10 protein-coding genes are annotated in these 12,447 nt (G+C 70.9%); 6 read left to right on the top strand and 4 right to left on the bottom strand.

Annotated elements, in window-relative coordinates:
• Nucleotides 1-2 precede the first annotated feature (2 nt).
• Both HL652_RS03600 and HL652_RS03605 read left to right on the top strand, forming a co-directional pair.
• Nucleotides 3-884, top strand: coding sequence for an SMP-30/gluconolactonase/LRE family protein (locus HL652_RS03600; RefSeq protein WP_171704028.1), 882 nt, complete (start codon nt 3-5; stop codon nt 882-884).
• Nucleotides 885-886: 2 nt separating this feature from the next.
• Nucleotides 887-1,747 carry an SDR family NAD(P)-dependent oxidoreductase gene (locus HL652_RS03605; protein WP_171704029.1) on the top strand — a complete coding sequence of 287 codons (861 nt, stop codon included), beginning with the start codon at nt 887-889 and terminating at the stop codon, nt 1,745-1,747.
• 45 nt (nt 1,748-1,792) lie between these two features.
• Here the strand turns inward: HL652_RS03605 and HL652_RS03610 are convergent, their stop codons facing one another.
• Complete coding sequence (locus HL652_RS03610; RefSeq protein ID WP_171704030.1) at nt 1,793-2,545, bottom strand: hypothetical protein; 753 nt, start codon at nt 2,543-2,545, stop codon at nt 1,793-1,795.
• Between the two features lie 138 nt (nt 2,546-2,683).
• Between HL652_RS03610 and HL652_RS03615 the strand changes: the two genes are divergently transcribed.
• The 3 genes from HL652_RS03615 (at nt 2,684) to HL652_RS03630 (ending at nt 9,251) form a co-directional block, all read left to right on the top strand.
• Nucleotides 2,684-4,354, top strand: a complete 1,671-nt coding sequence (locus tag HL652_RS03615) for an MFS transporter (protein ID WP_171704031.1) — start codon at nt 2,684-2,686, stop codon at nt 4,352-4,354.
• Between the two features lie 71 nt (nt 4,355-4,425).
• Nucleotides 4,426-5,469: a G5 domain-containing protein gene (locus tag HL652_RS21460; RefSeq protein ID WP_216603992.1), complete on the top strand. Its 1,044-nt coding sequence runs from the start codon at nt 4,426-4,428 to the stop codon at nt 5,467-5,469.
• Between the two features lie 179 nt (nt 5,470-5,648).
• A complete protein-coding gene (locus HL652_RS03630; protein ID WP_171704032.1) occupies nt 5,649-9,251 on the top strand; it encodes a cell wall-binding repeat-containing protein in 3,603 nt (1,200 codons plus the stop codon).
• 97 nt (nt 9,252-9,348) lie between these two features.
• Here HL652_RS03630 and HL652_RS22015 read toward each other — a convergent pair whose 3' ends face one another.
• Complete coding sequence (locus HL652_RS22015; protein ID WP_371743566.1) at nt 9,349-9,519, bottom strand: hypothetical protein; 171 nt, start codon at nt 9,517-9,519, stop codon at nt 9,349-9,351.
• 44 nt (nt 9,520-9,563) lie between these two features.
• Nucleotides 9,564-10,502: an SDR family oxidoreductase gene (locus tag HL652_RS03635; protein WP_171704033.1), complete on the bottom strand. Its 939-nt coding sequence runs from the start codon at nt 10,500-10,502 to the stop codon at nt 9,564-9,566.
• Nucleotides 10,503-10,661: 159 nt separating this feature from the next.
• Here HL652_RS03635 and HL652_RS03640 point away from each other — a divergent pair, with 159 nt between their 5' ends.
• Entirely contained in the window at nt 10,662-11,507 is an 846-nt protein-coding gene (locus HL652_RS03640) for a helix-turn-helix transcriptional regulator (RefSeq protein WP_171704034.1), read from the top strand.
• A gap of 95 nt (nt 11,508-11,602) precedes the next feature.
• On the opposite strand, the gene HL652_RS03645 is transcribed toward HL652_RS03640, so the two are convergent.
• Nucleotides 11,603-12,445, bottom strand: coding sequence for an aldo/keto reductase (locus HL652_RS03645; protein WP_171704035.1), 843 nt, complete (start codon nt 12,443-12,445; stop codon nt 11,603-11,605).
• Nucleotides 12,446-12,447: the final 2 nt, after the last annotated feature.

Below are 12,447 nucleotides of genomic sequence, written 5' to 3' on the forward strand. Positions count from 1 at the left end.
CGATGCCCGAGATCACCACCCATCTGGAGGGCCTCGGCTTTCCGGAAGGACCGGTCGAGCTGGTCGACGGGCGCATCGCGTTCGTCGACCTGCGCGACCGCAACCTCCGCTACTACGACCCGGTCGGCGGGGGAGTGGAGACCGTCGCCGAGTTCCCCGGTTCGCCGAACGGGCTCAGGCTCGGGCCCGACGGGGCGCTCTACGTGGCCAACAACGGCGGGGTGTGGCCGATGCCCGACGGGACGCTGCGGTTCGCCGAGCCGCAGCATCCGGGTGCGGTGCATCGGGTCGACGTCGCCACCGGGGAGTGGGCGGAGTACATCGTGGGGCTCGACCTCGTCGCCGCCTCCGGTGACTTCGGCGATGGGCCGCTCCGGCCCAACGACCTCGTGTTCGACGCCGACGGAACCGTCTACTTCACCGACCCGCGCAACTGGGAGGTCATCCCCGACTTCGAACGGTTCGAGACCGGGCGCATCTACGCGGTGACCCCGGATGGGCGTGCCCGGGTCGTCGCCACCGCCGACGGCTTCTGCAACGGGCTGGCCTTCCACCCCGACGGGTCGCTGCTCGTCGGGCTCTCCTACGCGAACCGCGTCGTGCGCTTCGCGCGGCGGCCCGACGGCGGCTTCGACCCGGCCGAGGACTGGGCGGTGCTCGACGAGCACATGGCGCCCGACGGGATGATCATCGCGGGCGACAGGCTGATCGTCACCGGGAGTCGTGGCGACGAGGTGCAGGTGCTCGACCTCTCCGGGCAGGTGCTCGAGCGGGTGCCGCTCGGTGCGGGGAGCGACCCCACGAACGTGTGCGTGGCTCACGGACGCGTCTGGGTGACCCTCGGGTACCCGGGCACGCTCGTGTCGTGGACGTGGGAGGGGTGAGCGTGGTGAGGGACTTTCAGGCCGCCGCTCCCGGCGCGGGGGACGTCGTGGTGGTCACGGGGGCGGCGCGGGGGCTCGGGCGGCACATCGCGCACGTGCTCGCCGGAGGAGGCCTCGGTCTGCGCGTCGCGGTCGTCGATCTCGATCTGCACTCGTACCGAGCGTTCGAGGGTGAGGCGGCGGCGATGACCGCCGACACCACCGACGAGGAGCTGCGGCGGGCGGGGCACGACAGCCGCGGGTACGAAGTCGACCTCACCGAGGCGGATGCGGTTCGGGAGACGTTCGCGCGCATCGCGTCCGACTTCGGGGCTCCGGTTCGCGGGCTGGTCTGCAATGCCGGAGGAGGGTCGGGCTCGCTGCACGGCAACAAGGCGGGCGAGCTCGACCCGGACGCGCTCGCGACCGCGCTGCAACGCAATCTCGTGACCGCCGTGAACTCCTGCGTGGCGGTGGTTCCCGGAATGCGCCAAGCCGGGGGAGGGTCGATCGTGACGATGTCGTCGATCAACGGGGTGGCTCCCACCGCCGACGGAGCCTACGCGCACTACGGGGTGAGCAAGGCCGCCGTCGTCATGTACACGAAGTACCTCGCGCGCGACGTCGGGCCGGCGGGCATCCGGGCCAACGTGGTCGCGCCGGGGACCGTGCCGACGGAGCGCATCCGAGAGCTGTGGGCCGCGGCCGACACCGCCGCGCCGGATGCCGCCGAGACCGACGAGCTGCGCGACCTCGAGCAGATCGCTCTGCGACGACGCCCTTCCCTCGACGAGATCGCCGACGTGGTGCGCTTCCTCCTGACCCCTGCCTCGGCCTTCATGACCGGACAGGTGCTCACCGTCGACGGCGGCCGTACACTCTGACCCGCGCGGCGTGGGCCACACGCGCCCCCGGCCGGCGGCCCGAACTCACGCCCCGATCAGTTCGGCCTGCGCGTCGAGCACGGTGTCGAGGGCGTCCTCGAGCTCGGCTGCCTCGTCGGCGGAGAGGGTGTTCGAGATATAGGCCTCCACCCACGCCCACGAGGTGTCGCCGGCGACCCACCAGCGCAGCACCTCGCCGTCGTCGCCCGACTGCGAGCCGCGCACGCCGCGCCACGGGCCGTGCTCCTGGGCGGTCTGTGTCGAGCCGGGCAGGCAGGCGGCCACTTCGGCGTCGACGAGGGCTACGGCGTCGGCCGGAGTGGCCGGCGGCACGATGTCGTCGGCGTCGGCGACCTCGGTCGGTCGCGGGATCTCGTCGGGGTCGGGGACGGGCATCACGGCGACGCCCACGATCCCGAGCGAGCGCGCGTCGTCGGTCGCGTCCGACTCCAGATCGATCGTGGTGATGGTCTCCTGCACACGCTCGCGGTTGAACCAGTAGGCGTCGACGCGGGCCGCGTCGCACTCGGGGGTCGTGGCGTCGCCCCAGTCGGTGGAGTTCGTGATGAACGTGAAGCCCGTCGAACGCCAGGCACGCCCGTCGAGCTCGCACAGGGCGGCGGGCGTGACGAACTCGGCATCGCCCGAAGACTGCCCGGCAGCGGGAGTCTGCGCGGGTTCGCAGGCCGCGTCGGGCATCGCTGACGCGTTCGGTGTGAGTGTCGAGTCGACAGCGGGCGAGCCCGTGCCCGCGCCCGTGCAGCCGGCGACGACCAGAACCGAGGCGGTGACGGCCACGACGGACGCCAGTTTCGGCAGAGATGCACTTCGCTGATAACTCCCCATGAGAGCAAGAATCCCACCGTGTCGCGCAGGGCGGAGATCGCTAAGCTGATTAGCGAAATCGAAGAGCGCGATCGAGAGAAGGTCGACGGCATGTCAGCACGCACCCGGTGGTTCGGACTGGTCTTCATCAGCTTGGCGGTGGCTCTCATCATCGTCGACTCCACCATCGTCAACGTCGCGATCCCCTCGATCATCGACGATCTGGGGATAGATTCCACCCAGGTGCAGTGGGTGCAGGAGTCGTACACCCTCGTCTTCGCCGCCCTGCTCCTCGTCTTCGGCACACTCGCCGACCGGTTCGGACGACGGCGCATGCTGGTACTCGGCGTCATCGTGTTCGCCGGGGCGAGCATCCTCGCCGCCACCGCACCGAGCGGAGACCTCCTCATCGGCGCCCGCGTGGTGCAGGGCATCGGCGGCGCGATGGTGCTGCCCACCACCCTCTCCCTCATCAACGCCACCTTCCGCGGTCGCGAGCGCGCGCTCGCCTTCGCCATCTGGGGCTCCACCATCGGGGGCATGACGGCCGTCGGCCCGCTGCTCGGCGGCTGGCTCACCACCTACTTCTCGTGGCGGTGGGCGTTCGGCATCAACATTCCGCTCGGCGTCGTCATCGTGGTGGGCGTGCTGCTGTTCGTGCGCGAGTCGCGAGAAGCGGATGCGCGTGCGGGAGCATCCGGCTCGGGCAGCACTCTCGGCGCCCCGAGCCGCATCGACGTCGTCGGCGCCCTGCTCTCCGTCGTCGCCAGCGCCAGCCTCGTCTTCGCCCTCATCGAGGGCCGCATCTACGGCTGGTGGCTCACCGACACCGCCCCGTCGCTCGGCGACTGGACCTGGCCCTTCGACATCTCGCCCATCCCCTTCGCCTTCGCGCTCGCCGTCGTGGCGGGGGTCGCGTTCGTGCTCTGGGGCCGCCGCCGCATGCGCCGGGGCGAGAGCACGATGCTGCCGTTCGAGCTGTTCGGCATCCCGAGCTTCCGCAACGGCAACATCGCCGCGATGATCGTGTCGCTCGGCGAGTTCGGCATCATCCTCTCGCTGCCGCTGTGGCTCCAGAACGTGCTCGGCTTCGACGCGCTGCAGACGGGCTTCATCCTGCTTGCCCTCGCCATCGGATCATTCGTCGCCTCCGGTTTCGCCGGCGCGTTCGGCAACCGCATCCGCCCCGTCGTCATCGTGCGGGTCGGCCTCGCCGCCGAGATCGTGGGTGTCGCGGGCCTCGGCTTCGTGATCGGGCCCGACACCGCCTGGGGGCTCCTCATCCCGTTCCTCTTCGTCTACGGCTTCGGCGTGGGCCTCGCCACCGCGCAGCTCACGGGCGTCGTGCTGAAGGATGTTCCCCTCGAGCAGAGCGGTCAGGGCTCGGGCACGCAGAGCACGGCACGGCAGATCGGGTCGGCGCTCGGCATCGCCATCCTGGGTACCGTGCTCTTCACCACGGCGGGCGCGCAGCTCGACGCGCGACTTGCTGACCGAGGGGTTCCGGATGCGACCCGCGACCAGGTGGTGACCCAGGTCGTCGACAGCTCGGGCGCGGCCATCGCAGGGCTCGAGAAGGATCCGTCGATGGCCGACACCGTGGAGGATGCGAAGATCGCGTTCTCCGATGGCACCAAGTACTCGGCGTTCGCCGCCGCGGGATTCCTCGCGATCGGCTTCGCCGCGACGCTCTCGCTCGGTGGGGGATCCGCTACCGGGGCGGGCGGGGGAGCGGAGACAGCTCCTCGTGGTCGCAAGACCCCCGAAAACGGGGCTGTCTGAGCACTGGTCGACAGTCGTAGCCTTCGGTGTGCCGCCCGTAGTGGCGACCCCGACCCGAATGCGACGACCCGATGACGACTCCTCCCGCCGCCCCCGGCTGGTACGCCGACCCGAACGACCCGCGCCAGCAGCGCTGGTGGGACGGCACCCGCTGGACCGAATTCACCACAGCCTGGGCCCAGAACTCGAACACGGAGTTCGCGCCCCTGCCGACACCGGATGCTCGGCGAGCGCGGACGACGAAGCGGTGGCGCCCGAGCCTCACCACCTGGATCGTCGCGGCGATCGCCGTGCTGCTCGCCCTCATCGGCGCGACCCGCACCGGCTTCGGCGGCTTCCTCGTCGTGCTGGCCCTGTTCGGCATCGGAGCCGGCATCTACACCCTCGCGACCCGGCGGGCGGGGTGGCTCAACCTCCCCCGCACGAAGGGTGCGGGCGGTGCGGCGCTCGGCATCTCCGTTGCGGTCCTGCTGCTAGGTGCGCTGGTGGCACCGCGTCCGGTCGCCACCGAACTGGCGAGCGGGCAGGGCGACGACACGACGCTCAGTGCGGAGAGCGGCACGAGCCAGAACTCGGAGTCGACGTCGGCACCGGCGTCGAAACCCACCGCGACCCCGAAGCCGACCGCGACTCCGAAGCCGACCCCGACCCCTAAGGCTGCCCCGTCTCTCGTCATGGTCGACGTCCCCGAGGCCATCGCCCACGGCTCCTCGACCTACGAAGACCCGACTGTCGACGTCGGCACGAACATCGTCGTCACCGCCGGAGTCCCTGGCGAGATGGTCACCCGCTGGGAGCTCACCGTCGTCGACGGCGTCGAAACCGCCCGCCGCCTCGTCTCCGAGACGATCACCGTCGCCCCGATCGACGAGGTCACCGCCATCGGCACCCGCCAGCCCCCACCCCCGCCCGCTCCCGAGCCTGAGCCCGAGGCTGCCGTCCCCGGCGGCGGCTGCGACCCCAACTACGCCGGGGCCTGCGTCCCCATCGACTCCGACGTCGACTGCGCCGGTGGCAGCGGCAACGGCCCCTCCTACGTGCAGGGCCCTGTCCAGGTCATCGGCACCGACATCTACGACCTCGACCGCGACGGCGACGGCATCGCCTGCGACTGAGCCCTCAGAGGTTCCGCCCCCTTCTGGGGGCAGCTGGTCTGTTGAGTGCCAGGTGAGGTTGTCACTACGGTTGTCGATTGTGCGCGCGAAAGACGGCGCACACGGGGGAGAGTGCAATGCCGCGTCGTGTCGTGAGCAGGGTCGCGGGTCGGTTTCCGCGGCGGTCGGGTCGGGCGTGGATGGCCGGGGGCGCAGCGGTGCTGCTCGCAACCGGACTGATCTCGGCGACCGGCGGTGCCGCATCCGCAGCGGTCTCGGCCGCCCCGGTGACCACCGTCGACGCCCAGGCGCTGCTTCCCGTCGAGCGCATCGCAGGCGACGACCGCTTCGGCACCTCCGCCGCCATCAGTGCCGCGAGCGTCGAGCCCGGCGTCGAGACCCTCTTCATCGCCAGTGGGGAGAGCTTTCCCGACGCGCTCGCCGGCGCGCCGCTCGCCGGTGCCGAGAGGTCCGCGGTGCTCCTGACCGCTCGCGACAGCCTTCCCGACGCCGTGCGTGCCGAGATCCGACGCCTCGAGCCGCAACGCATCGTCGTGTTCGGAGGCACCGGCACCATCAGCGCTCGCGTCGCCGACGAGCTCCAGGGCCTTGCCGCGACGGGCGAGGTCGACCGTCTCGCCGGAACGGATCGGTTCTCCACCTCGGCGGCGATCAGCAAGGCGAGCACGGAGCAGGGTGTGCCGACGGTGTTCGTCGCGAGCGGCGAGTCGTTCCCCGACGCACTCTCCGGTGCGCCCATCGCGGGTAGTGCAGGCGCCCCCGTGCTCCTGACCGCTCGCGACTCCCTCCCGGGCAGTGTGCGGGCCGAGCTGCAGCGGCTGAAGCCGACCCGCATCGTGCTGTTCGGCGGTGCAGGCACCATCAGCGACGCTGTGGCCGACGAACTCCGCACGCTCGCCACGAGCGGTGACGTCTCGCGCCTCGCCGGTGCCGACCGCTACTCCACCTCGGCCGCCATCAGCGGCTCCTCCATCGCCGCGGGTGCCCCGGTGGCCTTCGTCGCGAGCGGCGAATCGTTCCCCGACGCCCTCTCCGGCGCACCTTTCGCCGGGCTCTCGGATGCGCCGGTACTGCTCACCGCCCGCGGATCGCTCCCCGACAGTGTGCGCGGTGAGCTCATCCGTCTGCAGCCGCAGAAGATCGTGCTCTTCGGCGGACCAGGCACGATCAGCGACGCCGTCGCCAAGCAGCTCGCGTCGCTCAGGCTGCAGAGCTCGCTCGCGGTGTCGAAGCTTCAGGCGGTCGCGGAGTCGCACCGTGTCGGCCTCGCCTGGGAGAACCCCGCCGATGCCGCGTTCGCCGGGGTGAGCATCCGTCGTTCCTCCGACGGCACGCCACCGGCCACACCGTTCTCGGGCGAGGCGGTCGCGACCCTCGACGACCGCGCCGCGACCTCCTACGTCGACGAGACGGTGGCGCCCGGTTCGGGCTACCAGTACTCGGTGTTCGCCCTCGACGCCTCGGGCGCGATCGGTGCCGCTGTCTCGGTGGGGGTCGACACGACCGGGGTCGCCGAGCTCTCCGCCGCGGTGACGGTCTCCGCAGGCTCTGCTGCGACCGTCGGCCTGTCGGAAGGCATCGACAGGGTCGAGCGGATCGACCCGTGGACCTCCGCCGACGGCCTGCTCACAGCACTCGTCACCGAGGGTGGTTCACTGCAGATCAGTGCATCGCGCACGGTCGAGAGCGGTGAGACGGATGCGCTCATCACCGGTTCGGGATGTCGCGCCGAGACGTGCGGAGTCGCCTTCGCCGCGACCATCTCGGTGTCGACGCTCACGCTCGCCGAGGCTGCCCGGGTCGAGTACGCGTTCACCGAGCCCTCGGCCGACCGGGTCGCCGAGGCGACCCTCACCGTCGCCGGCGGCTCGGCGCTCGCCGACGAACTCCTCGTCACGCTGGGCACCGACGTCGAACCGGGCCAGGCGTGGCAGGCCGAGAGCATCGCCGCGGTGACCGGAGCGCTCGTCACCGCGTCGTTCGAAGAGCTCGGGGTCTACGAGCTGCGATGGCCCGAGCCGCCCGCCGACCTGGCCGCACTCATCGGCCAAATCGCGTCGACCGAAGGGGTCGCCGAGGTGAGCCGGTCGATCCTCGCACCGATCGGCGATCAGGCGCTGCCGCCGGGCGACTGGAACGACGACGGGCAGGCGGGCACCTGGCACCTGCGTCAGGTGCGCGCACCCCAGGCCTGGGACTCCTCGACCGGAACGGACGTGCCGGTCGGAATCGTCGATGGCGGCACGGTCGCCGACGACCACGAAGACCTGAATGTGGCATCGGTCCTCCACGCGAAGCAGCCCGACGAGCATGCCACCCACGTCGCCGGTCTCGCCTGCGCCGCCGCGAATGGCAAGGGCGTCGTCGGGGCGGCATGGGGCTGCCCCGTCACGAGCATCGGGCTCGGCTCGCTGGGCTCGGACACCGACAGGGACTCCTGGCTTCGCGCCTACAAGACGATCTTCGAGTCGGCGGCGGTGATGGCCGCATCCGATCAGGTGCGTGTCGTCAACATGAGTCTCGGGCGGAACACCGAGGAAGGCGGGTGCGTCTCGAAGGCGCTCAACGACGAACTCAACGCCGAGGTGTCGGAGGCCGCAGGCATGTTCCGCCGCCTCTTCAACGGCGCAACCGGCCGCGACATCGTGTGGACGCTGTCGGCGGGCAACAACTGCGGTGTCGGTGTGCACAGCCCGATGGGCAAGAGCTGGGCCCTGCCCAACGTCATCTCCGTCGCCGCCAACAACTCCGACGGCACCCTTGCCTGGTTCTCGAACTACGGGCCCGAGGTCGAGGTGTCGGCCGGGGGCGGGTACGGGATCGGACTCGCCGGCGGTGACGAGGGCGTGTGGAGCACCACAAGCACTCAGAGCGGATGCGGACTGTTCGGCTGGTTCCGCTGCCGCGGCTACGGTCAGATGGCGGGAACCTCGATGGCGGCGCCCATCGTCGCGGGTGTCGCCGCGCTCGTCATCGGCGCCCGCCCTGAGCTCACGGCAGCGGAGGTGGGGAGCTGCATCGTCTCGACGGCCGGAACCAACACCCCGACGGTGAAGAAGCGAACCGACGAGAAGGACACCAAGCCGCTGCCCTATGCCGGGTCGATCCCTGTCGTCGACGCCGAGGCGGCGGTCGCCTGTGCGAAGGAGGGGCCCACGGGCGGCGACGTGCTGCTGCTCGGAGGAGGTGACCGCACCGCATCCGGGAACGGCACCGACATGGGTGACCTCGCTGCTGCGTTCGCCTCCTTCGGTCGCACAGTGGCGCGCGCGGAGACCATGCCCGACGACCTCTCCGGGTTCGGGCAGATCTGGTACGTCGACACGAACGCGCTGAGCGGCGAGGAAGTCGATCGGCTCGTCGACTACGTCGCGGCGGGCAACGGGGTGTACCTCACCGGCGAGTGGGGCTGCTGCTCGTCGACCGACACGAGCATCGAGGTCATCAACAGGGTGACCACCGGCGGCGACGTGGCGTTCGCGGGCGAGGACGGGAACGACGTGCTCTTCACGAGCACCGGGCCGAAGTCGCTCCGAACCAGCCCGAACGCGGTGAACGAGCTGCTCGCCAGTTCGCCGGGCAGCCTCTCCGGGGTTGCGCCCCGCAACACGGTCGGGGTGGCGGACGACCCGTCGCGTGCCGTCGTGGCCGCCTGGAACGGCTCCGACGTCGAAGGCGGCGGCAAGGTCGCCATCGTCATGGACATCAACTGGGTCGCCCAGCAATACCGCGGCCCCGCCTGGAAACCCTTCGTCGAGAACCTCGTCGCCTGCCTCGACTAAGTCCCCCCCGCCGGTTCATCGCGCTACTGGGTGTCAGCCCAGGTTCCAAGGATTGATGAGGTCGATGTCGAGGTCTTCGAAGTCGGAGAGAACACAATCACGAGAAATCGATCCTCCTCGGCGCGGATCGAGCGGGAAGCACGAGCTCCTCGTCGTCTCCGCTCACGCGACCGACGGAGCGGACCTCGGACGCGAGCGCCAACCACGCCCGCACGAGTCCAGCCTCGGCGACGGCCTCGGTCAGAATCGCTCGAACTTCTGACTCCATCGAGCGCCGGTGGGCGGCGGCGCGCTCGCGCTCACGAAGCTCCGTCAGCGGATGGGCACCCCCGTCAGTTGCAGGGAGAGGTCCCAGAGGCGGGCGGCGTCGGCGGGGGAGGTGAGGCGGGAGTAGAGGGGCTGTTCGGCGGGGGCACCGCCGACGTGGCCGAGGCCGCGGGGGCCGTAGAGGCGGCCGCCGACCGCATCCGGGCTGGTGGCGGCGTAGAGGGCGGGGAGGGCTGCCGAGTCGACGGTGCCGACCAGGATGCCCCGCGCAGACAGGAAGCGGATGAGCCGGCGCCCCGCCGCGTCGGTCGAGCGACCGAGCTCGGGCCGTGCCGCGAGCAGGCTCGTGGGGGCGACGCCCGGGTGGGAGAGGTTGCTCGAGATGCCCCAGCCCTCCGCGCGGCTGCGGCGGTCGAGCTCGAGCGCGAAGAGGCCGAAGGCGATCTTCGAGCTGCTGTAGGCGCGCATGCCGTTGTAGGAATGCGTCCAGTTGGGGTCGTCCCAGTTCACGGCGCCCGAGTTCGCGGCGACGCTGATCTGCGAGGTCACCCGCGCACGCCCGGCACGCAGCAGCGGCAGCAGTTCGCCGACGAGGGCGACGTGACCGAGGTGGTTGGTGCCGAACTGCAGCTCGAAGCCGTCGGCGGTCTCCTGCCGGTCGGGCGGGGTCATGACCCCTGCGTTGTTGATGAGCAGGTGGATCGGGTCTCCGGATGCGCGGAGCTCGTCACCGAGAGCGGCCACCGAGGCCAGCGACGACAGGTCGAGGTCGTGCAGGGTGACCGACGCCTCCGGAGCCGACTCGAGAATCGTCGCGACAGCCCGCTCGCCCTTGGCACGGTTGCGCACCGGCAGCACGAGCGACGCACCCGCGGCCGCGAGGCGGGTGGCGATGACGAGGCCGATGCCGTCGCTGGCCCCTGTGACGAGGGCGCGGCGACCGGTGAGGTCGGGGAGGGTGAGGTCGGGGTGGGGGCGTGGCATGGTGGGCTCCTTCGAGGTGATGCTGCGGTGGCGAGGTGCGATGCCTCCATACTCGCGGCGCAGGAGGCCCGCGTTCAGGGCCTCCGCATCCTGGGATCGACGGTCCGTGGATGCGCGTCGCCGGGTCGTATAGAAAGGAGGCGACGAGAGGGCACCCAGATGGACATCGACCGAGCCGGCCTCGCCGAGTTCCTCCGCCGGCGCCGCGAGTCGCTGCAGCCGAGCGACGTCGGGCTGCCCCAGGGCGTGCGTCGGCGCACGAGTGGACTCCGCCGTGAAGAGGTCGCGGTGCTGTGCAACATGTCGGCCGACTACTACTCCAGGCTCGAGCGCGAACGCGGGCCGCAGCCCTCGGAGCAGATGATCGCCTCGATCGCCCAGGGTCTGCACCTCTCGCTCGCCGAACGCGACCACTTGTTCCGCCTGGCCGGGCACAACCCTCCCGCGCAGGGCGGGGCGGGGGAACACATCAGCCCGGGCATGCTGCGCATTCTCGACCGACTCGACGACACCCCGGCCGAGATCGTCACCGAGCTGGGCGAGACGCTGCGGCAGAGCAGGCTCGGTGTCGCGCTCACCGGCGACCTCACGCGCTACACCGGGCCCGAACGCAGCCTCGGGTTCCGGTGGTTCACGCGTGCCGACACCCGCGAGCTGTACGCGCCCGAGGAGCACGAGTTCCTCACCCGTCTGTTCACCGCGGGCCTCCGCGAACTCGCCACGAAGCGCGGGCCGGGCTCACGGGCAGCCGGGTTCGTCGATCTGCTGCTGGAGCGCAGCCCCGAGTTCCGCGCCACCTGGGCGCTGCACGAGGTCGGCCTGCGGCCGCGTGACACCAAGCACTTCGTGCACCCCGAACTCGGCGAGCTCGAGCTGACGTGCCAGAGCCTCGTCGACGCGGAGAGCTCGCAGATGCTGCTCGTGTACACCGCGGTTCCCGGCAGCGAGAGCCACGAGAAGCTGCAGCTGCTCTCGGTGATCGGGACGCAGGCGCTGCGCAGCTAAGGGGTGAGCCGAGCGACGGATGCGCGGCCGCGAGGGCGAGCCGGCTCAGTCGACGGCTCGACCGGCACGCCAGATGCGCGGCGCGCGCCAGCCCCTCAGTTGCGGTCGTCGGGGTCGACCCCCGTGCGCTCTCCCGTCTCGAGCGCGGCGATGGCGGCGAGGTCGTCGGAGTCGAGCGCGAAGTCGAACACGTCGATGTTCTCCCGGATGCGCGCAGGCGTCACCGACTTCGGAATCACCGCGATGCCGCTCTGCACGTGCCAGCGCAGCACGATCTGCGCGGGGCTCTTGCCGTGCTTCTCACCCAGCCTTGCGAGCACCGAACCGCCGTGCGCCGGCTCGAGCACGTGGCCGCGCGCGAGCGGCGACCATGCCTGAGTGACGATGTCGAGCTCGGCGTCGAAGGCGCGCAGCACGTGCTGGGGGAGCCACGGATGCAGCTCCACCTGGTTCACGGCCGGCACCACCCCGGTCTCGTCGATGAGCCGCGAGACGTGCTGCGGGTGGAAGTTCGCGACGCCGATCGAGCGCACCCGTCCCTCGGCCTTCAGCGCCGCGAGCGCGCGCCAGGTGTCGACGTAGCGGTCGCGCAGCGGCGCGGGCCAGTGGATGAGGTACGCGTCGACGTAGTCGAACCCGAGCGCCGCGAGCGACTCGTCGAAGGAGCGCAGCGTCGAGTCGTAGCCGTTGTCGGTGTGCCAGACCTTGGTGGTGACGAACACCTCGTCACGCGGCACCCCGCTGCGACGCACTCCCTCACCCACACCATGTTCGTTGAGGTACATCGATGCCGTGTCGATGAGGCGGTAACCGTTCTCCAGGGCGACGGCGACAGCATCCGTCGCTTCGTCGTCGCTGGTCTTGTAGACGCCGAGGCCCAGCTGCGGCATGAGGGTGCCGTCGTTGAGGGTGAGTACCGGGGAGAGCGCGTCGACCATGG

The sequence above is a fragment of the Herbiconiux sp. SALV-R1 genome, from assembly GCF_013113715.1.
Lineage (GTDB): Bacteria > Actinomycetota > Actinomycetes > Actinomycetales > Microbacteriaceae > Herbiconiux.